Here is a 24,272-nt window from a genome sequence, read left to right as displayed (position 1 = left end):
CTTCTTTCCCCCAAATGACCGGATGGAGACCCGCATGAGCCTGCCCCGCCTGTTCCGAAAGCAAGACCTGACCCCCACGCTCGCTGTCGCTGCAGCCCTGGCCCTGACGGCGCTGGCGCCAGCGGCGCAGGCCGCCGACAAGATCAAGGTCGGCATGCTGAGCACCCTGTCCGGCGCCGGTGCCGGCCTGGGCGTGGACATCCGTGACGGCTTCAATCTTGCGCTCAAGCACAAGGGCGGCAAGCTGGGCGGGCTGCCGGCCGAGGTGGTGATCGCGGACGACCAACAGAACCCCGACACCGCCAAGCAGGCCACCGACCGCCTGCTCAAGCGCGACAAGGTCGACGTGATGACCGGCGTGGTCTTCTCCAACATCATGCTGGCCGTGGGCCCCACGGTGTTCGACAGCAAGACGCCCTATGTGTCCGCCAACGCCGGCCCCTCGCAGTACGCGGGCGAGCAGTGCAACCCCTTCTTCTTCAACGTGGCCTGGCAGAACGACAACCTGCACGAGGCCGTGGGCAAGGTCGTCACGGACAAGGGCTTCAAGAAGGTCGTGCTGATCGCCCCCAACTACCCCGCGGGCAAGGACGCCATCACCGGCTTCAAGCGCTTCTACAAGGGCGCCGTGGCCGAGGAGATCTACACCAAGCTGGGCCAGCTGGACTACGCCGCCGAGCTGGCGCAGGCCCGCGCGGCCAAGCCGGACGCCCTGTACATCTTCCTGCCCGGCGGCATGGGCATCAACTTCATCAAGCAGTTCGTGGGCGCCGGCCTCTCGCGCGACATCACGCTCTTCGGCCCCGGCTTCTCGGCGGACGAGGACGTGATCAAGGCCGTGGGCGAGCCCATGCTGGGCATGTTCAACAGCTCGCACTGGGCGCATGACATGGACAATGCGGCCAACAAGCAGTTCGTGGCCGACTTCCAGAAGGAGTACGGCCGCCTGCCTTCGCTCTATGCCAGCCAGGGCTACGACGCCGCGCTGCTGATCGACGGCGCGGTGGCCGACGTGAAGGGCCGGATCGAGGACAAGCCCGCCCTGCTCAAGGCCCTGAAGGCCGCGCACTTCACCTCCGTGCGCGGGGCCTTCAAGTTCAACAACAACCAGTACCCTATCCAGGACTACTACCTGCGCATCATCGGCAAGGACGCCCAGGGCCGGGTCACCAACAAGACCCTGGGCAAGATCTTCAGCCAGCATGCAGACGCCTACGCGCCGCTCTGCAAGATGAAATGACCCCTCCCTACCGGCTGCGCCGGCCTTGCAGGCCGCGCCAGGCCAGAGGCCTGGCCCTTCGGCAGGCACAAACGCCAAGGCGTTTGTGTCCGACCTCAGCCCCCCAGGGGGGGCGTGATCGGCGGCCCGGCGGAGCCGGATCCGCGATCCCCGCTGGAGGTGTTGCCCACACCTTGCGGTGGCAGGGCTCCGTGGAGAAGTGGCTACGGTGGCGCGTGGACTTCTCGCTTGCAAATACGTCGTTGAGCATTTCAATCGTCCATGGACTTCGTACTGATTGCTGAGCAGTTGCTGAATGGCCTGCAGTTCGGGCTGATGCTGTTCCTGCTGGCGGCCGGCCTGACGCTGGTGTTCGGGATCATGGACATGATCAACCTGGCCCATGGCTCGCTGTACATGGTCGGCGCCTACCTGGCGGCGGCGGTGGGGGCGGCCACGGGCAGCTTCGTGCTGGGGCTGCTGGCGGCGGTCGCGGGCACGGCGGTGCTGGGCATGCTGCTGGAGGTGAGCCTGCTGCGCCGGCTCTACCAGCGCGACCACCTCTCGCAGGTGCTGGCCACCTTTGCGCTGATCCTGATGATCAACGAAGGGGTGCGCATCCTCTGGGGCGAGCAGCCGCTGATGCTCAACACGCCGGCCGCGCTGTCGGGGCCGGTGGAGCTGCTGCCTGGGCTGTTCTATCCGGCCTACCGGCTGCTGATCATCGGCGTGGGCCTGGTGGTGGCGCTGGGGCTTTGGTGGGGCGTCACGCGGACGCGCGTGGGCATGTGGGTGCGGGCGGGGGCGTCCAACCGCGCCATGGCCCAGGCCCTGGGGGTGGACATCCGCAAGCTCTTCACCCTGGTCTTCGGCCTGGGCGCCGCCCTGTGTGCGCTGGCCGGTGGCCTGCTGGGCCCGCTGCTGGCGGTGCAGGTGGGCATGGGGGAGAGCATCCTGATCCTGGCCTTCGTGGTGATCGTCATCGGCGGCATTGGTTCCATCCGTGGCGCGCTGATCGGCTCGCTGCTGGTGGGGCTGGTGGACACCGCCAGCCGCACGCTGCTGCCGGCCCTGCTGCGCGCGCTTGCCTCGCCGGAGCTGGCCTCGAGCCTGGGCCCGGCGCTGGCGTCGATCCTGATCTATGTGTTGATGGCGGCGGTGCTGTTCTGGCGTCCGCAAGGCCTCTTTCCTGCTCGGCGCTGAATGTCAGCTTCCACCACTTCCACCGCTGCGTCCTCCTCCACGCCCCTGAGGCTGGACCACCCGGGCCTGGGCCTGTGGGGTCAGGTCTTGCTACTGCTGGCGCTGGCCGGCCTGCCCTGGCTGCTGCAGCTGATGGGCCAGGAGTTCTACACCGGTGTGGCCACCCGCGTGCTGATCTTCGCCATCGCGGCCAGCAGCCTCAACCTCATCCTGGGCTTCGGCGGCCTGGTGAGTTTCGGCCATGCGGCCTTCATGGGCCTGGGTGGCTACACGGTGGGCGCGCTGATGAATGGCGGCGGCCTGGGCCAGCAAGCCCTGGTCGCCTGGCCGCTGGCCATGGCGGTGAGCGCCTGTGCCTCGGGCCTGGTGGCCCTGGTGGCGCTGCGCACGCGCGGCGTCTACTTCATCATGATCACGCTGGCCTTCGCGCAGATGTTCTATTACCTGGCCGTGTCCCTCAAGGCCTATGGCGGTGACGACGGCCTGCCCCTGCTTCAGCGCTCCCTGCTGCCGGGCGTGGACCTCAAGGATGACAAAAACTTCTACCTCTGCGTGCTGGCCGCCTTCGCGGCCTGCATGGCCCTGCTGCAGCGCCTGCTGAACTCGCCCTTCGGCCTGCTGCTTCAGGGCGTGCGCGAGAACGAGGGCCGCATGCGCGCCCTGGGTGCGCCCGTCTTCGGCCTGCAGTGCAGCGCCTTCATCCTGGCGGGGGCCCTGGCCGGCCTGGCGGGCGCGCTGCTGGCCAACCTCAACGGCCTGGTGAGCCCGCAGATGCTGCACTGGGCGCAGTCCGGCCAGCTGATGGTGATGGTGATCCTGGGCGGCGCGGGGGCGCTGTGGGGCGGTCCGCTGGGCGCTGCGGTGTTCCTGCTGCTGGAGGAGCTGCTGTCGGCCTACACCCTGCACTGGCAGCTGGCCCTGGGCCTGCTGCTGCTGACGGTGGTGATGGTGGCGCCCCAGGGTCTGGCGGGCCTGCTGGCCGGCCTGCGCATCCGCCGGGCGCAGCGGGGGGAGGGCGCCCATGGCTGAGCTCCTGCGCGTGCAAGGCCTGGTCAAGCGCTTCGGCGCGCTGCGGGCCACGGACGAGGCCAGCTTCGAGGTGCTGGAGGGCGAGGTCCATGCCCTCATCGGGCCCAACGGCGCGGGCAAGACCACGCTGATCCATCAGATCGCGGGCAGCCTGCGGCCTGACGCCGGCAGCATCCGCTTCCGGGGGCAAGACCTGGCCCCCTTCGACATGGCCGCGCGTGTGCAGGCCGGCCTGGTGCGCAGCCACCAGATCACCAGCGTCTTCCCGCGTTGCAGTGTGCTGGACAACCTCGTGCTCGCGGTGCAGACCCGCCGCGGCGGTGCCCGGCAGTGGTGGCAGGCGCGCCGCACCCAGATCGTCGTGATGGCCGAGGCCGAGGCGCTGGCGCAGAAGGTGGGCCTGAGCTCGCAGCTGGAGCGCGCGGCGGGCAGCCTCTCGCATGCCGAGCAGCGCCAGCTGGAGATCGGCCTGGCCCTGGCCGCCAAGCCGCGCCTGCTGCTGCTGGACGAGCCCATGGCCGGCATGGGACCTGACGAATCCGAGCGCATGTTGGAGCTGCTGCAGCTGCTGCGCCTGAACATGACCCTGCTGCTGGTGGAGCATGACATGGACGCCGTCTTCCGCCTGGCCACGCGCATCTCGGTGCTGGTGGGCGGGCGGGTGATCGCGAGCGGCACGCCCGAGCACATCCGTGCCCATGCCGGCGTGCGCGAGGCCTACCTGGGCGACGAGATGCCCGCAGCGGAGGACGCGGCATGAGCGAGACGGTGCTGGAAGTCCGCGGCCTGGAGGCCGCCTATGGCCGCAGCCCTGTGCTCTTCGGCCTGGATCTGGACGTGCGCCAGGGCGAGGTGCGCTCCCTGCTGGGCCGCAATGGCATGGGCAAGAGCAGCCTGATCAAGTGCCTGGTGGGCTGGCTGAAACCAGCCGCCGGCCGGATCCGCCTGTGTGGCGAGGACGTCACCGGCTGGTCGCCCGAGCGCATCGCCCGGCAAGGCCTGGCCCTGGTGCCGGAAGGGCGGCAGATCTTCCCCAATCTCAGCGTCGAGGAGAACCTCGTCGCCTTCGCCGCCAACCGGCGTGGCCTGCCCCGGCCCTGGACCCTGGCCCGCGTCTACGAGGCCTTCCCGCGCCTGGCCGAGCGGCGCCATCATGGCGGGGCGCAGCTGTCGGGGGGCGAGCAGCAGATGCTGGCCATTGCCCGCGCGCTGATGACCAATCCGCAGCTGCTGATCCTGGACGAGGCCACCGAGGGCCTGGCTCCCCTGGTGCGCGAGGAGATCTGGCGCGTGCTCGCCGAGCTGCGAGCCCAGGGCCAGACCATCCTGGTGGTCGACAAGTACGTGCAGCGCCTGCTGCGCCTGGGCGATGCGCATCACATCATGGAGCGCGGCCGCATGGTGTGGCAGGGCGACTCGGCGGCGCTGGAGGCCGATCCGGCCCTGTGGCAGCGCTATCTGGGTGTCTGAGGAGCAAGGCATGAGCGAGACGGACATCAGCAGCACACCGGCCCCCCGATTCATCTTCGAGCGCGAGGAGCGCGTGCGCTTCGGCCATTGCGACCCGGCCGGCATCGTGTTCTACCCGCGCTATTACGAGATGCTCAATGCCGTGGTGGAGGACTTCTTCACCTTCGGCCTGGGCATTCCCTTCGATCAACTGCTCGGCGCGCGCCGCGTGGGCCTGCCCACGGTGCAGCTGGACAGTGGCTTCGAGCGCATCAGCCGCATGGGCGACGTGCTGCGCCAGCGCGTGGCCCTCGAGCACCTGGGGCGCAGCTCGCTGCGCCTCTTCCATCACTACGAAGGCCCCGACGGACGACGGGCCTGGTTCCGCCAGTCGCTGGTGTGCACGTCCCTGGAGACCCACCGTGCCCAGCCCCTGCCCGACGACATTCGCAGCGCCCTGCTCGCCTTGAGCAGCCCGGGCGGCCTGCAGGAAAGCACCCCATGACCACGACCCCCAAGACCGTTCTGCAGCCCGCCGACTGGGCCGCACCCAAGGGCTATGCCAACGGCGTGGCCGCCAGCGGCCGCCAGATCTTCGTGGCCGGCCAGATCGGCTGGAATGCGCAGTGCCAGTTCGAGAGCGACGACTTCGTCGACCAGGTCCGCCAGGCCCTGCAGAACATCAAGGCCGTGCTCGCCGAGGGCGGTGCCGGGCCCGAGCACATCTGCCGCATGACCTGGTATGTGCTGGACAAGCGCGAGTACTTGGCCCGCGGCCGGGAGGTGGGGCAGGTCTACCGCGAGGTGCTGGGCCGCGAGTACGGCGTGGCCATGAGCGCGGTGCAGGTCGCGGCGCTGATGGAGGACCGGGCCAAGGTGGAGATCGAGGTGACGGCGGTGCTGGGCTGAGGGCGCTGATCGCCCATTGCCCATCGCTGATCGCTGATCGCTGATCGCTGATCGCTGATCGCTGATCGCCCGCCGTCGAGCCGGCATGAGGGGCCTGGCGGCATGACCCGCTCAAGCAGGGGGTGGCTTACAAACCATTACCTCTCCCGGCATGTCGGGGCTGGCCTGGGCGGCAGAATCCGCGGCGACATCAGGCGGCCCCCTGCGCGGCCCGGCGTGCCCGCGTGCGGGCAGGTCCGGGGCGATGCAGGCCGCTGATCCTTAGCAATCTTGTCCTGGACGGACGGGCTGGTCCACAGCGTGCCGCAGAGCGCGTGCAGCCCCGCAGCTGACGTTGGGTCGAGCTGCCCAAGTCCAGGCGCCTCGGGAGGAATCTCATGCGAAATCATGGCTGGCGCCTGCGCTTTGGCGCGTGCCTTGTGAGTCTGGCCGCCGCGCTGAGCGGCTGCGGCGGCGACTCGTCAACACCCACCCCCACGCCGGAACCCCCGATCCCGCCGGTCGTGGTGAAGACGGGCTCCGTCAGCGGCTTCGTCTATGAGGCCGGCACCGGCTTGCCGATCGCAGCCGCCACGGTGCGCAGCGGCACGCTGAGCGCCACCACCGACGCCAAGGGCGCCTTCACGCTGGCCGAGCTGCCGGTGGGCGATGCGCTGCTGGCCATCAGCCATGCCGGCCATGCCGGTCACCAGACCAAGACGCAGGTGCAGCAGGGCGTGGCAAGCGCCGTGAGCGCCAGCCTGGTGCGTGTGGGCGCCACGGCCAGCGTGAGCGCTGTCAGCGGTGGCTCGGCCCAGGTGCCGAACTCGACGGCCCGGGTCACCCTGCCCGCCAATGCCGTGGTGGACGCCAAGGGTGCCGCCTACACCGGCACCATCGCCGTGGAGATCACGCCCATCGATCCCGCGACCGATGCAGCCCGCATGCCCGGCGGCTACATGGCGCAGCCGGCCACCGCGGGCGCCGCCCCGCAGCCCATGGAGAGCCTGGGCGCCCTGACCGTCACGCTGCGCGACAGCGCCGGCCAGGACCTTCAGCTGGCCAAGGGCGTCAATGCCGTCATCCGCATCCCGCTGGCCACGCGCTCGCCCGAGGTGCCCGCGACCATCCCGCTCTTCTACCTGAACGAGGCCACCGGCCTCTGGGTGCAGGAAGGCGAAGCGCGCCTGGTGGGCGAGGGCAGCCAGCGCTACTACGAAGGCCAGGTCAGCCACTTCACGACCTGGAACGCGGACCGCGTCTACGACTCCATCCGGGTGCACGGTTGCGTGCAGGACGACAAGGGTCAGCGCAAGTCCGGCGTCCCCGTCTTCGCCGACGGCGTGGACTACAGCGCCCGCACGACGGCCTACACCGGCAGCACCGGCGAATTCGATCTGGTGATGCGCCGCGGCAGCGTGGCCACGCTCTTCGCCCAGACGGGTGACCTGCTGTCCAATTTCGTCAAGGCCGGCCCCTCGTCGACCGACATCACCCTGCCCAGCTGCCTGGTGCTCAGCGCCAGCACCTCGGCCCCCGTCATCCTGCAGCAGCCGCAGGACGCCAACAGCATGGTGGCCTGGCCGACCCCGTTCACCGTCTACGCGGCCGGGGCTCGCACCCTGAGCTACCAGTGGAGCCGCGACGGCGTGCCCATCGCCGGCGCCACCCAGAGCACCTTCGAGTTCGTGCCCACGGGCGCGGCCGACGACAACGCCCGCTTCACCGTCAAGGTCAGCAACGAGTTCGGCAGCGTCACCAGCCTGCCGGCCACCCTGCACCTGACGAGCGCCGCATCGCCGGTGATCTACCAGCAGCCGGCGAGCCAGAAGGCCGCCGTCGGGGCCACCGTGACCTTCCGCGTCGACGCCAATGCCGCCGGCTTCCCGATGAGCTACCAGTGGCAGCAGCTGCGTGCCGGCGCCTGGACCGACATCGCAGGCGCCACCGGCGCCAGCTACACCACGCCCAAGCTCACCGCGGCCGACAACGGCGTCGGCTTCCGTGTCGTGGTGACGGCCAACAAGAAGTCGGTGAACTCCGACACGGCCCTGCTCAGCGTGGCCGTGCCCCTTGCCCCCGTCATCACCACGCAGCCGCGTGACCTGACGGTCAGCGTGGGCCAGAACGCCTCGCTGTCCGTGGTGGCCGAGGCCAACGAGATCGCGCCGGTGAGCTACCAGTGGCAGCGCAATGGCGTGGACATCGCCGGGGCCACCTCGGCAAGCTACGTCACGCCCGTGCTGGAGCTGAAGGACAGCGGCAGCCGCTACCAGGTCGTGCTCAGCAACAGCGTGGGCAAGGTCACCAGCAGCAGCGCCACGGTGACGGTCAATGCCGGCAGCTCGGGCGGCTCAGGCTACTACCTGCTGTCCTACGCCGGCCCCTCGGTGAACGTCACCACCACCTTCGCTGACGGTCCAGAAACCTCGGGCACGCCGGCCCTGGTGGCCGTCAAGGCCGACAACCCTGGCCTGGGCACCAGCACGGTCGAGGCCGGTGGCCAGATGTCCTTCTGGAACCACAGCGTCATCCAGGCCAGCGTGTCGGGTGGTCAGGTGAGCAATGTCCAGCAGCGCTACTACGCCTACTTCAAGGGCAGCCGCCTGTACAAGGTGGACCAGTCCATCAGCAGTGGCGTGCCGGTGCCGGCGCTGCTGTCCAGCCTCAAGAGCAGCGAGGTCTGCGGTCGCTCCAGCGTCACCATGGACCTGGCGATGCTGGATGGCATGGGCAATGACTTCGTCGATCCGTCGCGCTCGTGGATGTTCATGGTCGCACCCGGCCCGGACGGCCGCTGCGACACCAGCGCCGACAACCAGGCCTGGGCCGTGCGCCTCAACATGGATGGCGGCAGCTCCGCCCGCCTGATCGACATGCCCGTGGCGGAGATCCGCAACAACGACGGCACCCTGGCCGGCTTCGTGCTGCGCAAGGGCACGCAGCTCAGCCGGGTGGACGCCGATCTGGGTTCGCCCACGGCCCTGTTCAAGCTGGGCAGCGCCGATTTCAACAACCTCAGCGATGGCAACATCGGCTCCTCGGGCCCGGGCATCTGGCTGTTCATCGAAGGCGGCAAGCTCTACGGCGTGGACCTGGCCAAGCTCGATGGCGCCAAGCTGCTGGCCACCCTGGCGGCCGACGAGAGCCACCAGGGCACGGTGGTCAGCGATGGCCCCCACGGCTACCTGGCACTGACGTCCCTGAGCGGCACCCGCATCCTGCACATCACCGACACCCTGGCCGTCGACACCCTGGCCACGCTGGACGTGCAGGCCAGCGACGTGCAGCTGACCTCCAGCCATGTCGTGGTGCAGAGCCTCGGCCTGAGCGGCAAGAAGGGTCAGGTCATCGGCATCGCCCGTGCGGGCGGCGCGAAGAGCGTGCTGTACACCCTGGCTGATGGTGAAACCTTCGGCCAGTCCCAGACCTCGGGCGGCAATGTCTACGTGAATGTGCTGGGCATCGGCCCCAGCCCCTCCGTGCGCACCCTGATCAGTGCCCCCGACGGCGGCTCGCAGCAATGGCTGCCGGGCAGCATGGTGGTGGGCTGGATGGGCGCCAAGACGTGGCCGGCGCGTTCCTGGCTGGGTGGCTCGGCCAGCTGGGCCCTGTTCATGGTCGACGGCGCCGTGGGGCCCTTCAACATGTCCGGTGGCACCCTGCGCAGCGTTCAGGGCGACACCCGCCAGACCCTGGTCACCTACGGCAAGCTGCCCACCGGCCCGATGGCGACCAGCTATGCCTACGTGTCCAACTACGGCCAGGCCAGCCTGCTGCCCGTCTTCAGCGTGGAAGGCAGCGGCAGCGGCAGCAGCTTCATCATGGATCTGCTCTACCTCAAGACCGATGCCCCAGGCCTGACGCGCATGACGAACTTCCTGCCCAGCGCGGCCAGCCCGGCGGCCAAGCCGGCGAAGGCGGTCAAGGTGGCGCAAGACAGTCCCAAGCTCCTCAGTGCCGCCATGGCCAAGCCGGCCGTTCTGCGCCGCACACAGCGCGCAGCCCGCTGAACACCCGCGGACTCTCAAGCGAAGCGCCCCTCACCGGGGCGCTTTTTTTTTGCCGGGCCGGCCGCTAGGGCAGGGCGGGGATGGCCTCGTCAATGCGCCTCTGCACCGGCGCGGGCAGGGTGCGCTTGCAGAGGATGTAGCGGTACTCCTCGGCCGGCACGTCGGGAAACTGCACGACCAGGAACTCGCTCATGGGATAGCCCGCCTGCCGGACAAAGAGGCCGGCCTCATCCTCGGTGGTGATGATGGCATCCGCCCTGTTGCGCTTGAGCATCTGGACCATGGCCGGCACTTCCAGGGACACCTGCTGCAGCTGCGCCGGCGGCATGCGGGCAATCAGCGCGTTCATGTAGGCGCCCTGCGAGAAGTTCTGCTTGAGCAGCAGCCTGACCTTGGGGCTCTGGAAGAAGTCCCGGGCCGTGGTGCCGGGCTCCAGCGGGAAATCCGCCCGCAGCAGGGCGATCAGCGGCTTGTCACGCAGCATGGGCTTGCTGAACCAGAAGTCGGCCTGCCGCTCCGGCGTGGCATACCAGGCCGGCGAGCAGGCGGGCTCGGGCTCGCTGCGCAGCGTGAGCAGGATGCGGTTGGCCGGCATGCGCACCCATTCGAAGCGCAGGCCGGCGCGGCGCAGGATCTGCTCTGTCAGTTCCGCGAAGTGGCCGGTGACACGGCCCTGCTCGTCCGTGTAGTGGAACGGGGGGCGTTCGTAGTAGTAAAGGCGCAGCGGCGCTTCGCCAGGGGGTGGATGCGCCAGCGCGGGGCCGGCATGCAAGGCCGGCAGCAGCGCGAGCACTTTTGCCATGACAGCTCTCATGCCAATCCCCCTGCCGAGATGCCCGGTGGGCGACGACATGTCGGGCCGGCATTCTGCGTCTTGCCGATCATAGTCAGCCCCAAGTGCACGGCGCAAAGGGGTGACTCCCCTGCCTTGTTGCAGAATGGCCCGTCATCAACAGACGAGGAATGCGGGCATGGCTGAACCTCCTTCGCGCCGCGCCCATCCGGTGCGCGGCCTCGTGAAGCTCACGGCCAGCGCCACGCTGGCCCTGGCAGACCTGGTCGAAGCCGTGCATGCCCGCGTGCTGAACGGTCCGCTGGCGGCCGGGCGCGAGGCCCCGGACCGCGCCGGCGGGCTGACGGGGCTGGTCTATCGCAGCATCCGAGGCGTGACGCGGGTCGCGGGTGCGGGGGCCGACGAACTGCTGGCCCTGCTGGAGCCCGCGCTGGGCCGCAGCACCGGCCTGCCGCAGGGTGATGCCCTGGTCTCGGCCCTCAACGGCGTGCTCGGGGATCACCTCGAGCGGACTCACAACCCCTTGGCCATTCCCATGGCGATTCACCACGGCGGGCATCCGCTGGACCTCCAGTCCGGCGCGCTGCCTGAGGGGGGGGATGCGCCCCTGGTGATGCTCCATGGCCTGTGCATGAACGAGCAGCAGTGGCTGTACGGCGGCCATGACCACGGCGCCGCGCTGGCCCGGGATCTCGGCTATACGCCGCTCTACCTCCGCTACAACACCGGCCTGCACATCGCCCGCAACGGCCAGGCCCTGGCGACCCTTCTGGAACGCCTGGTGGCGCAATGGCCCGGCGAGCTGCGCCGCCTGACCCTGCTGGGCCACAGCATGGGCGGCCTGGTGGCGCGCAGCGCGCTGCACCAGGGCGCCATGGCAGGGCACCGCTGGCCCTCGCTGGTGAGCGATCTGCTGTTCCTGGGCACGCCCCACCACGGCGCGCCGCTGGAACGCCTGGGCCACTGGTTCGAGCGCCTGCTGGAGCAGACGCCCTATGCCACGCCCTTTGCACGCCTGGGCCGCGTGCGCAGCGAGGGCATCACCGATCTGCGCCACGGCAGCCTGCTCGAGGAGGACTGGCAGGGACGCGATCGCTTCAGCCCCGGGCCGGCGCTGCCCCGGCATCTGCCGCTGCCGGCTCAGATCCGCTGCTACACGGTCGCCGGCAGCATCGGCGCCCGCCGCGACGACCTCAAGGACCGCCTGCTGGGCGACGGTCTGGTGCCCCTGGACAGCGCCTTGGGCCGCCACCCGGACCCTCAGCGCACCCTGACTTTCGCACCCGAGCGGCAGTGGATCGGCTATGGCCTGGGCCATCTGGCCCTGCTGGGCGATCCGGCGGTGTATGAGCAGCTGCTGCAGTGGCTGCGTCCCTGGCAGACCCCCCGATCGGCCTGACGCTGGCCGCTTGGGGGCAGGTCTTGCCCACCGTGTCCAGAAAGGCCTGGCTGAGGGCCTGCGCCGGTGCTTGGCGCGGGGGGAGGGCGCCCATGGCTGACTTCCTGCGCGTGCAAGGCCTGGTCAAGCGCTTCGGTGCCCTGCGGGCCACTGCTGAAGCGCTGGCGCAGAAGGTGGTGCTGGATCGGTGTACCGAAACCACGTGCGTCCCGGGCCGGCGGTCCCGCTACTGGCGAAGTCCTTGGCGAGCATCCGGGACAGTCCGGATTCAGGCAGCACAGAACCTCCAATAGCATCCGCACGCAAATATGAAGGCCGCCCACCGGGGGCGGTTAAAGCAAGGGAGGATCCATGAAGTTCTTCAAGCAGGCGCTTGCTGGCGCCGTGTTCGCGCTGAGCCTGGGCGGGATCGCGCACGCCGGCCCCATGGGCGGGTTGCAGGCCCGTGACCTGGACGGCAATTCGGCCAACGGCGCGGAAGCCTACTATGACTCGACGCGCAACCTGACCTGGCTCCGCGCCGGCAGCCTCAGCGCCATGAACTGGAATGATGCCAAGGCCTGGGCCGAGCAGGACCGCTTCGGCCTGTCGGGCTGGCGACTGCCGACGATGGTCGACAAAGGAGATGACGGCTTCCACTTCTCGTTCAACGGCGGCGACAGCGGCTACAACGTGGACACGAGCAAGGCCTCTGGCAGCGAGATGGCCCATCTGTACTACGACCTGCTCGGGAACCACGCCTACTACTCGCCCTCGGGCCTGTTCCAGCCGGGCTTCGGTCTCCAGAACGTCGGCGATTTCCTGAACATGGCTCAGGACGGCTACTACTGGTCGGGTCTGACTTACGGCCCCGATACGACCGGCGCCTGGCTCTTCGCGATGAACGATGGCGGACAGGGCTGGACGTTCAAGTTCGCCTCCTACCACGCCCTGGCCGTCATCGATGGCGACGTCGGGGCCGTACCCGAGCCCGGCACCGTGGCACTGGCCGCCCTGGGCCTGCTGGCCCTGGCCGGTAGCCGACGCGGCCGCCGTCAGGCCGGGGCGTCTGCCACTTCGCAATAGCGCGCAGCACGTTCCATGAAGGCCCGCTTCGGCGGGCTTTTCTGCGTCGGCCCCGCTGCTTCTCGCCGCTGTCGCCGCTGTGGGCGCAGGCTGCCTGCCTGGCCAGGGGTCAGGTCTTGCCGAGCGTCGAGAGAAAGGCTTCGCGCAGTGCCGGCGCCGAATCCTGCCGCCAGGCCGCGAACACGCGGCTGCGCTCCATGGTCTCCGCCAGAGGCTTGAACACGGCGCCCTGGATGCCGGCGTCCCGAAAGGCCGCGGGCACGATGGACACGCCCAGCCCCCGCGCTACCAGAGACACCACCGACAGCCAGTGCCGCCCCTCGTGCTGCAGGCGCGGGTAGAAGCCCTGTTGGCGGCACATCTCGACGATGCGTGCGTGGTAGTCCGGCGAGCCGCGGCGGGAGAAGAGGATGAAGGGCTGGTCGCTCAGCGACGCCAGGGCCACGCGGCGCTTGCCCGCGGCCGCATGCGAGGCGGGGAGGCAGGCGAGGAAGGGCTCGTCGTACAGCGGCTCGCAGGCGAGGGCAGGGGGCAGGCGGTCGGTGTGCAGCAGGGCCAGGTCCAGCTCCTCCTGCAGCAAGGCCTGGATCTGGTCCTGCGAGTTCAGCTCGATCACCACCACCTCCACCCGGGGATGGGAGTCCTGGAAGGTGGCCAGCCAGTCGGGCAGACCATGGAAGACCGTGGAGCCCACGAAACCCAGGCGCAGGCGGCCAACCTCGCCGGCCTGCACCTCGCGGGCCTGGGCGCAGGCCTCCTCGAAGCGGCCCAGCAGCGCCTGCGCGCTGGCGCGGAAGCTCTCACCGGCGGGGGTGAGGCGCACGCCCTTGCTGTCGCGGTCCAGGAGCCGCGCACCCACGGCCGACTCCAGCTGCTGCAGCGCCACGGACAGCGGCGGTTGCGACATCGCCAGGCGCTGCGCCGCCCGCCCGAAGTGCAGCTCCTCGGCCAGGGCCAGGAAGTAGCGCAGATGGCGCAGTTCCACGCGGGAGAGGGCGGCGGTCGCCAGTGAGCTTGCCATATCTGCTGCCTATCGTTGAATGGCTTATTCGTATTGGACACGAATCGTCTCACAAGGAATACTTGCTGCCCATCAAGGTGCAGCAAAGCCGCCCCGCAGCAATAGAGACAAGACTGGACAGGAGATCATCATGGCCACCAAGGCAAGCTTTCACTGGGACGACCCCCTGCTGCTGGACCAGCAGCTGACGGCCGACGAGCGCGCCGTGCGCGACGCCGCCCGCGACTACTGCTCCGAGCGGCTGATGCCCCGCGTGCTGGAGGCCTTCCGCCATGAGCAGACGGACCCGGCCATCTTCCGCGAGATGGGCGCCCTGGGCCTGCTGGGCCCCACCATCCCCGAAGCCTACGGCGGTGCCGGCCTCAACTACGTCTGCTATGGCCTGGTGGCGCGCGAGGTGGAGCGCGTGGACTCCGGCTACCGCTCCATGATGAGCGTGCAGAGCTCCCTGGTGATGGTGCCCATCCACGAATTTGGCAACGAAGCCACCAAGCAGAAGTACCTGCCCAGGCTGGCCACCGGCGAATGGATCGGCTGCTTCGGCCTGACCGAGCCCAATCACGGCTCCGACCCCGGCTCCATGATCACCCGGGCCAAGAAGGTGCCGGGTGGCTACAGCCTGACCGGCTCGAAGATGTGGATCACCAACAGCCCCATCGCCGACGTCTTCGTGGTCTGGGCCAAGGACGACGAAGGCGCCATCCGCGGCTTCGTGCTGGAAAAGGGCTGGAAGGGCCTCAGCGCGCCGGCCATCCACGGCAAGGTGGGCCTGCGTGCCTCCATCACCGGCGAGATCGTGATGGACGAGGTCTTCTGCCCCGAGGAGAACGCCTTCCCCGAAGTGCGCGGCCTCAAGGGCCCCTTCACCTGCCTCAACAGTGCCCGCTACGGCATCGCCTGGGGTGCCCTGGGCGCGGCCGAGTTCTGCTGGCACATGGCGCGCCAGTACACGATGGACCGCAAGCAGTTCGGCAAGCCCCTGGCGGCCAATCAGCTGGTTCAGAAGAAGCTGGCCGACATGCAGACCGAGATCACCCTCGCGCTGCAGGGCTGCCTGCGCCTGGGCCGCATGAAGGACGAGGGCACGGCCGCGGTGGAGATCACCTCCATCATGAAGCGCAACAGCTGCGGCAAGAGCCTGGACATCGCCCGTACCGCGCGCGACATGCTGGGGGGCAACGGCATCTCCGACGAGTTCGGCATCGCCCGCCACCTGGTGAACCTGGAGGTGGTCAACACCTACGAGGGCACCCATGACATCCACGCCCTGATCCTGGGCCGCGCGCAGACGGGCATCGCCGCCTTCTGAGTGCAGCGCGGCGCACGCATGGGCCGCCGCGCCTCCGTGGGCGCGCGCGGCTTTGCACTGGAGGTGCAGGGCGACCAGATCTTCATGGGTGGCTTCTTGTGCGACGGCAACGACCGCCCGACCTGGTGCGTGAGCGGCGGCAAGACACCCGCAGCCGTGCCAAGCCCTGCTGCAGGTACACGCTGAATTTGAGCTGGTCGAGCTACGAGAGCTTCCATGAATTCACCTGGAACGCTCCGGGCGCCATCGCCAGCGGCTGCTGCTGCCTGGTCTACCGCTCGACCCAGGACCTCGCCAGATGCTACAGGCTCACCGGCATGCGGATCCGCAGCGGCGGCGTGCAGCCGCGGCCGCCGCGCCTGAGCGAGGGCCAGCGGGCGCAGGCACTGCAGATGCGCCTGGGGGAGGTGCCGAGCCTCGGGATGCAGCGGCCGGACCCGCGCCCGCGCCCTCCGGCCGCTGACGGGGTGGTATGTTCGCGGGCATGAGTCCACGTATCGCATTCATTGGAGCCGGGCGGCTGGCGCAGTGCCTGGCGCCCGTGCTGGCGGAGCAGGGCGAGGCGGTGACGGCCATCGCGAGCCGTGATCCGGCGGCCGCCCAGCGGCTGGCGGATCAGCTGCCCGGGGTGCACGCGCTGCCGGCGGCCGACTGCCTGGCCGTCGCGGACATCGTCTTCCTGAGCACCCCGGACGACGCCATCGAGGCGCTGGCCGCCAGCCTGCCCTGGCGGCGCGGGCAGGCTGCCGTGCACTGCAGCGGTGCCACCGGCCTGGACGTGCTGGACACGGCGCACCGCGCCGGCGCCATGGTCGGGGGCTTTCATCCCCTGCAGATCTTTTCCGATCCCCGGACGGCCCGCGAGCGCCTGAGGGGCTCGGTGGTGGCCATCGAGACACCGGATGGATCGCTGGGTGAGCAGCTGCATCGCCTTGCCGGACGCCTGGGCCTGCGCCCGCTGGCGCTCAGCGGCCGGCAGCGGGCTGCCTACCATGCCGCGGCCAACATCGCGGCGAGCGGCTTGCTGTCAGTGCTCAGCGAGGCCTGCAGCCTGTTCGAGCAGCTCGGGCTGGCCGCCGACCAGGCCCTGGCGGCCCTGATGCCGCTGGCACGCGGTGCCCTGGACGCCGCCTCGCAGCGCGGCCTGCCAGGGGCCATCGCCGGCCCGGTAGCCCGGGGTGATGCGCGGGTCCTGGCCGCCCATCTGCAGGTGATGGAGGCGCGCGACGCCGATGCCCTGCAGCTCTACCGCTGGCTCAGCCAGCGCCAGCTGGATCTGCTGGCTGACAGCGGGAAGCCCGAGCCGGCGGCGCGCGCGGCGCTGGCCGCGCTGCTGGCGACCGTGCAAGCCGAGCGTTCCGCGCCGGCTGGCAAGACCTGACCCCCCTCTGGCGATCCGGCCGTCACTCGTCATCCCCGACTGCATCTGGTTCCCCTGGCGCGGCAGCAGGTCATCTGGGCGATCCGCGACGGCCGGGCCTTGCCTACACTGCGGGGCCCGGATGACAGGGACCGGCCAGGGCCGGAACAGAGGAACCATCGATGAGCAAGAAAAAGAGCAGCTGCGGCGGGCGCCGCAGCCTTGGCGTGGCGGGCCTGGCGATGTGCGCGCTGGCCCAGAATGCACAGGCCACCGAAGGCGCGGCCGCCGTGCCTGCAAGCCCGGCCTCCGCCGCACCGGACCTGGTCCTGGCGCCCGTGGCGGTGCAGGGCAAGCGCGCGCCCGATCCCGCCATCATGCCCGCCAAGTTCATCTACCTGATCGATGGCGTGGCCCGCAAGCACGCCAGCGAGCTGATCCGCCTGGACTTCAAGGCCCATGCCAGCAAGCAGAAGCTGCCGGCCCCCGGCACCCGCCTGGTCGTGGAGCTGGACAACGAGCAGGAGCTGCCCGTGGGCATGGCGGAGGACGGCACCCTGAGCCTGCCCCCGCTGACACCGGCGCAGGCCGAGACGGCCAAGCTCATTCCCAACCAGCCCAAGGGCAGCATGGGCCTGCGCCTGAGTCTCGAGGTGGTCCCCAAGGTGGCCAGCCTGACGCCGGAGCAGGTGGGGCGTGCGGACGTGCAGCTGCGCAATCTGGTGGGCGACATCAAGGGCCTGCTGCCCTGGGCCTTCCGCTGGATGCTGCCAGGCGTCTCGGGCGTGGCCCTGTGCCAGCCGGCCGGTGAATCGCCGGCTGTGTGGGTCTCGTCCAGCGGCACGCACCGCATCACCTTCCTCTACGAGACCAAGGACGGCAAGCAGAGCTGCGCCGTGCTGGACCCCGCCGGCCTGCCTGCGGATGCGCGCCTGCAGGCCGCGGCCGGGGCGACCCTGGGGCCGTGGATCAACGGCCTGACGGGCAGCAAGAGCCGCTGAAGCGCGGGAGTGCGGGAGTGCGGGAGTGCGGGAGTGCGGGAGTGCGGGAGCGCGGAAGCGCGGGCGGGCGCCTGTGCTGGCGGGGAGCCCGCGTGCGGTGCTTCAGCGGGTATGCGAAGTCAGCCTGGCCAGCGGCGCCGCCACGCCCACGCCGGGCGCGGCACGGCGGGCTCCGGCATCGCGCTGTTGTTCCAGGGCTGCTTTGTCGTCGTCGTCCATCAGCTGCATGGCCTCGGGATTGCGGCGCAGGGCCACGCCCACGGCCAGGATGTCGATCACCAGCAGGTGCAGGATGCGGCTCACCATGGGCAGATGGGTGCTGACGTCCTCCACGTGGTCGATGATCAGCGCCGCATCGGCCTTGCGCGCCAGCGGTGACTGGCTGGCGGTGATGGCGATCACCGTGGCCCCGCGGGCATGGGCGCGTTCCACCACGTCCATCAGCTGCGGCAGGCGGCCCGAGCTGCTGATGACCACGGCGACATCGCCAGGGCGCAGCACATCGGCGGCCAGCTGCTGCAGGCGCGGATCGGTGTAGGCCGCGCAGGAGACGCCGAAGCGCAGGAACTTGAACTGGGCGTCCTGCGCCACCACGCCGTAGTGGCCGGCGGCATAGAACTCGATGCGGCCCGCCTGCAGCATCAGCTGGATGGCGCGGTCGATCATCTCGCGGTTGAGCTGGCTGCGCACCTGCAGGATGGCCGAAGCCGTGTTGCCCAGCACCTTGGCGCCCAGCTCCACCATGGAGTCGTCCATGTTGACCTGGGTGTGGGTGACGGGCACGGTGCCAGTGAGCCCGGAGGCCAGGCGCAGCTTGAAGTCGGACAGGCCCTCGCAGCCCAGGGAGCGGCAGAAGCGGATCACCGTGGGCTGGCTGACCTGGGCGGCGCGGGCGATGTCGGCGATGGGAGCGTTGAGCACGTCGCGCGGATGGGCCAGCACATGCTCGGCCACGCGCAGCTCCGCTGGCGAGAGCTCGCTGCGGGCACGCCGGATCTGGCCCAGGATGGCCGCGCCGGCGCTGCTGTGCAGGCTCTTGAGCTGGGATTCCAGAATGGCGGAGGCGCCCTTGAAGGTGGCGTTCTCCGCGGTGATCACGAAGGTGGGGATGCCCGCCACATAGCTGCTGAACCGGCCCTTGTCCTCGAAGCGGCTGCGGAAGGGGGAGCGGGCGAAGTACTCGCCCAGGCGCGGCACGATGCCGCCGCCGATGTAGATGCCGCCCAACGCGCCCAGCGTGACTGCCAGATTGGCGGCGGCCGTGCCCAGCAGGGCGCAGAACACCTCCAGGGCCTCGGCGCAGACGGCGTCGCGGCCGTCCAGCGCGGCCTGGGTGATGTCGGGGGCGCTGAGCGGCTTGGCGGCCTCGCCGGCGCGGTCGGCCAGAGCGCGGTAGATCAGCTCCAGGCCGGGGCCCGAGACCAGGCGCTCGAAGGAGACGTGGTCGAACTGCCGCCAGGCGAAGCGCAGGATGGCCAGCTCGCGCTCGTCGCGCGGGGCGAAGCTGGTGTGGCCGCCTTCGGAGCCCAGGGAGATCCAGGCGTCCCCCGCCGGGATCAGGCCCGACACGCCCAGGCCCGAGCCGGAGCCCAGTACGCCGACCACGCTCTGGCGCCGGGCCTCGCCGCCACCGATCTGGTGCAGTTCGCCGGGCCCCAGGCGCGGGATGGCCATGGCCAGGGCGGTGAAGTCGTTCACCACCACCAGGGTGTCCAGGCCCAGGCGCTGGCGCATCTCCTCGATGGAGAACTGCCAGTGGTAGTTGGTCATGCGGACCTGGTCGCCCTCCACCGGATTGGCGATGGCGATGGCAGCGTGCTCGATGTGGGCCCCCCCCAGCCCGTCCAGGTAGGCCGAGACCGCGGCGTGGAAGTCGCTGTAGTCCGCACAACGCAGCGAGGCGCTGTGGCTGAACTCACCCGGGCTGGCTTCCAGGGCGAAACGCGCATAGGTGCCGCCGATGTCGGCGATCAGTCGGGGGTTGTCGAAGGAGCTCATGGGATGGGTCAGGGTGTAACGCAACTACAGCAGGTGGGCATCGGTACATGCCCAGGGCCGGGCCGTGGGCCTGACCAGCGCGGGCGCCCGCAGTGCCAGCGCTTGCCATATTGTGGAACGAAAGCTCGACAGATCAGGGACTTGCCCGGCATTTCTTCCTCAATGCCCGCCCTGTATTGAAGGCGTCCTGCTGACAGCTTGCGGGGCGGGGCTAGCGAGAGCTTGTCAGTGGCATGTAGTTTTGCTACCTTTCGCCGCATGCAATGCGCTTGTAAAACTACAGGCTCCACGGCTGGCCGGACCGCGGCAGGCCGAGCGAGGAAAGATCATCCATGCAAGACAAGTTGAAGTGGCCCCGGGTGTCCGGCCCACCGGTGCCGGTTCCAGCAGCCCTGATGTGCCACGAGGGGCGGGCATGAGCGGCCCGCAGGATCTGTATCCATGGCTGGTAGCTGACGTCGGCGGCAGCAACGCCCGCTTCGGCTGGGTGGAAGGCCCCGGTGCGCCCGTGGCCCGGCTGCGCAGTTACGCCGTCCAGGACTTCCCTGGCCTGGAGGAGGCGGTCCGCCGCTATCTCCAGGACCTGGCTGCGGAGCTGCAGGCGCAGGGTCGCGGCTGCCCGGCGCCTCGCCATGCCGCCGTCGCGGTGGCCACCGCCGTTGCGGGCGACGAGGTGGTGCTGACGAACAGCCGCTGGCGCTTCTCCCGCCAGGCCTTGCAGGCGGCGCTGCAGCTGCAAAGCCTGCGGGTGCTGAACGACTTCGAGGCCCTGGCGCTGTCGCTGCCGCGTCTGCGCGCTGACCAGGTCCGCGCCTGGGGCGGGCCGCTGCCCGCGGCGGCCGGCTGCCTGGCGGTGATCGGCCCGGGCACCGGGCTGGGGGTCGCGGCGGTGCTGCAGACGGGGCAGGGCTGGCAGGCCTTGCCGGGGGAGGGTGGGCACGCCACGCTCGCGCCTGCCGATGACTTCGAGAGCGCCCTGCTGACCCATGTGCGGGGGCGCCATGCGCATGTCTCCGCCGAGCGCCTGCTCTCCGGCATCGGCCTGCCGACCCTGCATGAGGCGGTGTGCGCCGTGCTCGGCAGCCAGGCCGCGCCGGAACCGCTGACACCGGAGTTGATCCTGGAGCGCGGCCTCGCCGGGCAGGACCCCCTGTGTGCGCGCACGCTGGACAGCTTCTGCGCCATGCTGGGCGGTTTTGCCGGCAGCGTGGCCCTGACCCTGGGGGCCCGCGGCGGAGTCTATGTGGGCGGCGGCATCGTGCCGCGCCTGGGCGAGGCCTTCTTCCAGTCCCGTTTCCGCGAGCGCTTCGAGGCCAAGGGGCGCTTTCAGTCCTACCTGGCGGGCATTCCCACGGTGCTGATCACCGACACCCTGGCCGCCATGGGCGGTGTGTCCCTGGCGATCGAGCAATCACTGCCGGGGGCGGCTGTAGTCAAGTTCTGATTGTGTGTAGTTGACCTACATACAGGTGACGAAGGTCACGGACGTTTGATCACGTTTGGGGCCGAAATACTGGTGGATACCCTTGATGTTTGGGCCAAATCTGATGCTTTTCGGCATCGTTCGGGGCTGATAAGGGTTTTCTTCGTGTTGTGTGCGAATCTAGTTTTAGTACAGAATTGTTTCAGTCAAAGGGTTCCATGGCGCCGCAGTCCCAGCCGTCCTGAGGGGCGCGGCAGCAGTTGTTCAAAGAGCTACAGGAGACAAGGATGAAGACAGTGCAAGTCCATCGCGACACATTCCGTTTGAGCCCCGTCGTGGCGGGTTGCGCGCTGCTGATGCTGGCGGCAGGCGCCCAGGCACAGCAGGCGCCCGCGGCGCAGGGTGACAACAAGCTGGATACCGTCACCGTGACCGGCATCCGCAAGGGCATCGAAGACGCGATCTCAGTCAAGAAGAACGCCACGTCGGTGGTGGAGTCCATCTCCGCCGAAGACATTGGCAAGCTGCCTGACATCAGCATCGCCGAGTCCATCTCGCGCCTGCCCGGCCTGGCCGCCCAGCGCGTCAATGGCCAGGCCCAGCAGATCAGCATCCGCGGCACGGCCCCGGACCTGTCGTCTGCGCTGCTCAACGGCCGCGAACAGGTCAGCACCAGTGGCGACCGCTACGTCGAATACGACCAGTACCCGTCCGAGCTGATCAGCGCGGTCACCGTCTACAAGACCGGCGACGCCTCCCTGGTTGGCCAGGGCCTGGCCGGCACGGTCAACCTGCAGACCGTCAAGCCGCTGAACTTCGGCAAGCGCACCGTGGCCTTCAACGTGCGCGGCGAGAAGAACTCCAACGGCGCCATCTCCGACGGCGCCCCCTCGACCGGCAACCGCGTCAGCGCCTCCTACATCGACCAGTTCGCCGACAAGACCCTGGGCCTGGCCGTGGGCTTCGCCCACAGCGACCACCCGGTCAGCCGCTATCAGTTCGAGACCTGGAACTGGGTCAAGAACGGCGGCAACCTCAGCGGCGCCGGCGCGGCCGACAAGGACGCGCTGTATCCCCAGGGCTTCAAGGGCCTGTACTACACCGGTCGCGAGAAGCGTGACGGCGTGATGGGCGTGCTGGAATACCGTCCGAGCACCAGCTTCAGCTCGACGCTGGACGTCTACCACTCCAAGTTCTCGTATGACGAGACCCGTCGCGGCATGGAAGTGCCCTTCGAGAACTGGTCCGGCGCCAACTTCAACTCGACCACCATCACCAACGGTCTGGCCCTGGCCGGCACGGTGCAGGCCACCCCGGTGGTGCGCAACAACATCCTGACGCGCGAAGACAAGCTCAGCGCCATCGGCTGGAACAACAAGTGGGTCGTCGACAAGTGGACCGCAGTGCTGGACCTGAGCCACTCCACCGCTGACCACGACGAGACCCTGATCGAGATGAACTCGGGCCTCGGCGCCGACACCATCACCTACAACTACGCCGGTCCGGTGCCGACCTTCAAGTTCGGCAAGGCCTACGACAGCAATGCCGCCGTCAAGCTGGGCGGCCCCTTCGGCAACGGCTATGTCAATGTGCCGAGCTTCCGCGACAAGCTGGACGCCGTGCGCCTGGACTTCTCGCGTGACTTCGACGCCGGCATCATCACCAGCGTCGACTTCGGCCTGAACTACTCGCGCCGCGAGAAGAGCCGCCAGCATCTGGAGACCGGCTTCAACGCGCTGAAGTCCGACTTCGCCAGCGCCGACCTGCTGTCGCCCACCGACCTCTCGCGCGTCGGCCTGCCCGCCATCCTGGCCTGGGACATCGACAAGGCGCTGGCCAGCAACTTCGGTCCCTACACCCCCGCCGTGCTGAACCCCTGGGGCGCCACCAAGAACTGGGCGATCAAGGAGAACGTGAGCACGGTCTACGCCAAGGCCAACCTCGAGACCGAGCTGCTGGGTCGCCCGGTGCGCGGCAACGTCGGCCTGCAGGTGGTCAACACCGACCAGAGCTCGACCTCCAACACCCTGCTGCAGTGGCCGCTGGCCTCCCTGGTGCCGGTGCAGGATGGCAAGAAGTACACCGACGTGCTGCCCACCCTGAACCTCTCCTGGAGCCTGCCCGACCAGCAGCAGCTGCGCCTCGGCGCCGGTCAGGCGATTGCCCGTCCCAAGCTGGATGACCTGAACGCCTCCTTCCAGGTGGGCCTGTCTGCCGGCAATACCGGCACGCCCAGCGGCAGCGGCGGCAACCCCAGGCTGGATCCCTGGAAGTCCGACTACCTGGACCTGTCCTGGGAGAAGTACTTCGGCAGCAAGGGCTATGTGGCCGTGGCCGGCTTCTACAAGCGCCTGAAGTCCTACATCTACAACGTCACCACGCCCTTCGACTTCAAGGACTATCCGCTGACCGGCACCGCCCCCGATGGCACGCCGATCAAGCCCAGCACCACCATCGGCACCATCACCCACCCGGAGAACGGCCAGGGCGGTTCGCTGCGTGGCCTGGAGTTCTCGCTGTCGGTGCCGCTGGAGATGGTCAGCCCCTCGCTGAAGGGCTTTGGCGTGCAGGGCAACCTGTCGCTGACGGACAGCTCCATCAACGTCAAGGACTCGCGCTTCGGTGACCAGAACCTGCCGCTGCCCGGCCTGTCCAAGAGCGTGCTGAACCTGACGGCCTACTACGAGAACAACGGCTACTCGCTGCGGGTGAGCCAGCGTCATCGCTCCAACTTCCTGGGCTCCATCGGCGGCCCCGGCGGCACCAGCGAGAAGACCTTCATCAAGGCGGACACCGTGGTGGATCTGCAGCTGGGCTACGAGATCCAGGAGGGCACGTACAAGGGTCTGTCCTTCCTGCTGCAGGTCAACAACCTGACGAACTCGGCCTTCCAGACCTTCTCCGGCAGCGAGGATCGCTACCGCGGCTGGGAGAAGTACGGCCGCCAGACCCTGCTGGGTGTGAACTACAAGCTCTGATCTCTCGCTTCAATCACCAATGCCTTTGCAACGGCCGGGTCTCCCCGGCCGTTTTTTTTTGGTGCCTGCAGAGATCACCCAGGGGCGGTGCGGGCTTGCAGTTCGCCCGCAGCTGGTTAGCATG

General features: G+C 69.1%; 19 protein-coding genes. 16 read left to right on the top strand and 3 right to left on the bottom strand.

Going from position 1 to position 24,272, the window contains the following annotated elements:
* Positions 1–34 precede the first annotated feature (34 nt).
* The 8 genes from O9Y01_RS00160 to O9Y01_RS00125 all read left to right on the top strand — a co-directional run bounded on the left by O9Y01_RS00160 (position 35) and on the right by O9Y01_RS00125 (position 9,801).
* The gene (locus O9Y01_RS00160; protein WP_269629475.1) at positions 35–1,240 is read left to right on the top strand and encodes an ABC transporter substrate-binding protein; all 1,206 of its coding nucleotides are present in this window, start codon (positions 35–37) and stop codon (positions 1,238–1,240) included.
* A gap of 261 nt (positions 1,241–1,501) precedes the next feature.
* Positions 1,502–2,422 carry a branched-chain amino acid ABC transporter permease gene (locus O9Y01_RS00155; protein WP_269629474.1) on the top strand — a complete coding sequence of 307 codons (921 nt, stop codon included), beginning with the start codon at positions 1,502–1,504 and terminating at the stop codon, positions 2,420–2,422.
* Complete coding sequence (locus tag O9Y01_RS00150) at positions 2,423–3,451, top strand: branched-chain amino acid ABC transporter permease (protein WP_269629473.1); 1,029 nt, start codon at positions 2,423–2,425, stop codon at positions 3,449–3,451.
* Complete coding sequence (locus O9Y01_RS00145) at positions 3,444–4,211, top strand: ABC transporter ATP-binding protein (protein ID WP_269629472.1); 768 nt, start codon at positions 3,444–3,446, stop codon at positions 4,209–4,211. Before O9Y01_RS00150 ends, O9Y01_RS00145 begins: the two co-directional genes overlap by 8 nt.
* Positions 4,208–4,921 carry an ABC transporter ATP-binding protein gene (locus O9Y01_RS00140; RefSeq protein ID WP_269629471.1) on the top strand — a complete coding sequence of 238 codons (714 nt, stop codon included), beginning with the start codon at positions 4,208–4,210 and terminating at the stop codon, positions 4,919–4,921. The genes O9Y01_RS00145 and O9Y01_RS00140 overlap by 4 nt, the downstream gene beginning before the upstream one ends.
* A 10-nt stretch (positions 4,922–4,931) precedes the next feature.
* Complete coding sequence (locus O9Y01_RS00135) at positions 4,932–5,405, top strand: acyl-CoA thioesterase (RefSeq protein ID WP_269629470.1); 474 nt, start codon at positions 4,932–4,934, stop codon at positions 5,403–5,405.
* Positions 5,402–5,809 (top strand): RidA family protein, encoded by a 408-nt coding sequence (locus O9Y01_RS00130; protein ID WP_269629469.1) that lies wholly within the window; start codon positions 5,402–5,404, stop codon positions 5,807–5,809. Before O9Y01_RS00135 ends, O9Y01_RS00130 begins: the two co-directional genes overlap by 4 nt.
* Positions 5,810–6,228: 419 nt before the next feature.
* Entirely contained in the window at positions 6,229–9,801 is a 3,573-nt protein-coding gene (locus tag O9Y01_RS00125; protein ID WP_269629468.1) for a carboxypeptidase regulatory-like domain-containing protein, read from the top strand.
* Positions 9,802–9,865: 64 nt separating this feature from the next.
* On the opposite strand, the gene O9Y01_RS00120 is transcribed toward O9Y01_RS00125, so the two are convergent.
* A complete protein-coding gene (locus tag O9Y01_RS00120) occupies positions 9,866–10,603 on the bottom strand; it encodes a substrate-binding periplasmic protein (RefSeq protein ID WP_269629467.1) in 738 nt (245 codons plus the stop codon).
* A 169-nt stretch (positions 10,604–10,772) separates the two neighbouring features.
* Here O9Y01_RS00120 and O9Y01_RS00115 point away from each other — a divergent pair, with 169 nt between their 5' ends.
* Together O9Y01_RS00115 and O9Y01_RS00110 are read left to right on the top strand one after the other, a co-directional pair.
* On the top strand, positions 10,773–11,993 hold the full coding sequence (locus O9Y01_RS00115) for an esterase/lipase family protein (protein WP_269629466.1): 1,221 nt from the start codon (positions 10,773–10,775) through the stop codon (positions 11,991–11,993).
* A 351-nt stretch (positions 11,994–12,344) separates the two neighbouring features.
* Positions 12,345–13,058 carry a PEP-CTERM sorting domain-containing protein gene (locus O9Y01_RS00110; RefSeq protein ID WP_269629465.1) on the top strand — a complete coding sequence of 238 codons (714 nt, stop codon included), beginning with the start codon at positions 12,345–12,347 and terminating at the stop codon, positions 13,056–13,058.
* Positions 13,059–13,167: 109 nt separating this feature from the next.
* Here O9Y01_RS00110 and O9Y01_RS00105 read toward each other — a convergent pair whose 3' ends face one another.
* Positions 13,168–14,079: a LysR family transcriptional regulator gene (locus O9Y01_RS00105; RefSeq protein WP_269629464.1), complete on the bottom strand. Its 912-nt coding sequence runs from the start codon at positions 14,077–14,079 to the stop codon at positions 13,168–13,170.
* Positions 14,080–14,209: 130 nt separating this feature from the next.
* Here O9Y01_RS00105 and O9Y01_RS00100 point away from each other — a divergent pair, with 130 nt between their 5' ends.
* The 4 genes from O9Y01_RS00100 (at position 14,210) to O9Y01_RS00085 (ending at position 17,749) form a co-directional block, all read left to right on the top strand.
* A complete protein-coding gene (locus tag O9Y01_RS00100; protein ID WP_183102832.1) occupies positions 14,210–15,388 on the top strand; it encodes an acyl-CoA dehydrogenase in 1,179 nt (392 codons plus the stop codon).
* Positions 15,389–15,576: 188 nt separating this feature from the next.
* Entirely contained in the window at positions 15,577–15,876 is a 300-nt protein-coding gene (locus O9Y01_RS00095) for a hypothetical protein (RefSeq protein ID WP_269629463.1), read from the top strand.
* The gene (locus O9Y01_RS00090; RefSeq protein ID WP_269629462.1) at positions 15,873–16,769 is read left to right on the top strand and encodes a Rossmann-like and DUF2520 domain-containing protein; all 897 of its coding nucleotides are present in this window, start codon (positions 15,873–15,875) and stop codon (positions 16,767–16,769) included. Before O9Y01_RS00095 ends, O9Y01_RS00090 begins: the two co-directional genes overlap by 4 nt.
* 161 nt (positions 16,770–16,930) lie before the next feature.
* Positions 16,931–17,749 (top strand): hypothetical protein, encoded by an 819-nt coding sequence (locus tag O9Y01_RS00085; RefSeq protein ID WP_269629461.1) that lies wholly within the window; start codon positions 16,931–16,933, stop codon positions 17,747–17,749.
* Between the two features lie 102 nt (positions 17,750–17,851).
* Here O9Y01_RS00085 and O9Y01_RS00080 read toward each other — a convergent pair whose 3' ends face one another.
* Positions 17,852–19,747: a glucokinase gene (locus O9Y01_RS00080; protein ID WP_269629460.1), complete on the bottom strand. Its 1,896-nt coding sequence runs from the start codon at positions 19,745–19,747 to the stop codon at positions 17,852–17,854.
* Between the two features lie 415 nt (positions 19,748–20,162).
* Here O9Y01_RS00080 and glk point away from each other — a divergent pair, with 415 nt between their 5' ends.
* A complete protein-coding gene (gene glk, locus O9Y01_RS00075; protein WP_269629459.1) occupies positions 20,163–21,191 on the top strand; it encodes a glucokinase in 1,029 nt (342 codons plus the stop codon).
* A gap of 266 nt (positions 21,192–21,457) precedes the next feature.
* Positions 21,458–24,148 (top strand): TonB-dependent receptor, encoded by a 2,691-nt coding sequence (locus tag O9Y01_RS00070; protein ID WP_269629458.1) that lies wholly within the window; start codon positions 21,458–21,460, stop codon positions 24,146–24,148.
* Positions 24,149–24,272: the final 124 nt, after the last annotated feature.

Origin of the sequence: Pelomonas sp. BJYL3, from assembly GCF_027257975.1 — a bacterium.
In the GTDB taxonomy this organism is placed as follows: domain Bacteria; phylum Pseudomonadota; class Gammaproteobacteria; order Burkholderiales; family Burkholderiaceae_C; genus Roseateles_B; species Roseateles_B flavus.
The sequence above is the reverse complement of the archived record's forward strand: the minus strand, read 5'-3'. Positions and strand labels throughout refer to the sequence as shown.

Bases quoted from the DNA above. Each gene is read 5' to 3' on its own strand.
- O9Y01_RS00160 (WP_269629475.1), top strand. From the start codon at position 35: ATGAGCCTGCCCCGCCTGTTCCGAAAGCAAGACCTGACCCCCACGCTC.
- O9Y01_RS00155 (WP_269629474.1), top strand. From the start codon at position 1,502: ATGGACTTCGTACTGATTGCTGAGCAGTTGCTGAATGGCCTGCAGTTC.
- O9Y01_RS00150 (WP_269629473.1), top strand. From the start codon at position 2,423: ATGTCAGCTTCCACCACTTCCACCGCTGCGTCCTCCTCCACGCCCCTG.
- O9Y01_RS00145 (WP_269629472.1), top strand. From the start codon at position 3,444: ATGGCTGAGCTCCTGCGCGTGCAAGGCCTGGTCAAGCGCTTCGGCGCG.
- O9Y01_RS00140 (WP_269629471.1), top strand. From the start codon at position 4,208: ATGAGCGAGACGGTGCTGGAAGTCCGCGGCCTGGAGGCCGCCTATGGC.
- O9Y01_RS00135 (WP_269629470.1), top strand. From the start codon at position 4,932: ATGAGCGAGACGGACATCAGCAGCACACCGGCCCCCCGATTCATCTTC.
- O9Y01_RS00130 (WP_269629469.1), top strand. From the start codon at position 5,402: ATGACCACGACCCCCAAGACCGTTCTGCAGCCCGCCGACTGGGCCGCA.
- O9Y01_RS00120 (WP_269629467.1), bottom strand. From the start codon at position 10,603: ATGGCAAAAGTGCTCGCGCTGCTGCCGGCCTTGCATGCCGGCCCCGCG.
- O9Y01_RS00115 (WP_269629466.1), top strand. From the start codon at position 10,773: ATGGCTGAACCTCCTTCGCGCCGCGCCCATCCGGTGCGCGGCCTCGTG.
- O9Y01_RS00110 (WP_269629465.1), top strand. From the start codon at position 12,345: ATGAAGTTCTTCAAGCAGGCGCTTGCTGGCGCCGTGTTCGCGCTGAGC.
- O9Y01_RS00105 (WP_269629464.1), bottom strand. From the start codon at position 14,079: ATGGCAAGCTCACTGGCGACCGCCGCCCTCTCCCGCGTGGAACTGCGC.
- O9Y01_RS00100 (WP_183102832.1), top strand. From the start codon at position 14,210: ATGGCCACCAAGGCAAGCTTTCACTGGGACGACCCCCTGCTGCTGGAC.
- O9Y01_RS00090 (WP_269629462.1), top strand. From the start codon at position 15,873: ATGAGTCCACGTATCGCATTCATTGGAGCCGGGCGGCTGGCGCAGTGC.
- O9Y01_RS00085 (WP_269629461.1), top strand. From the start codon at position 16,931: ATGAGCAAGAAAAAGAGCAGCTGCGGCGGGCGCCGCAGCCTTGGCGTG.
- O9Y01_RS00080 (WP_269629460.1), bottom strand. From the start codon at position 19,747: ATGAGCTCCTTCGACAACCCCCGACTGATCGCCGACATCGGCGGCACC.
- glk (WP_269629459.1), top strand. From the start codon at position 20,163: ATGAGCGGCCCGCAGGATCTGTATCCATGGCTGGTAGCTGACGTCGGC.
- O9Y01_RS00070 (WP_269629458.1), top strand. From the start codon at position 21,458: ATGAAGACAGTGCAAGTCCATCGCGACACATTCCGTTTGAGCCCCGTC.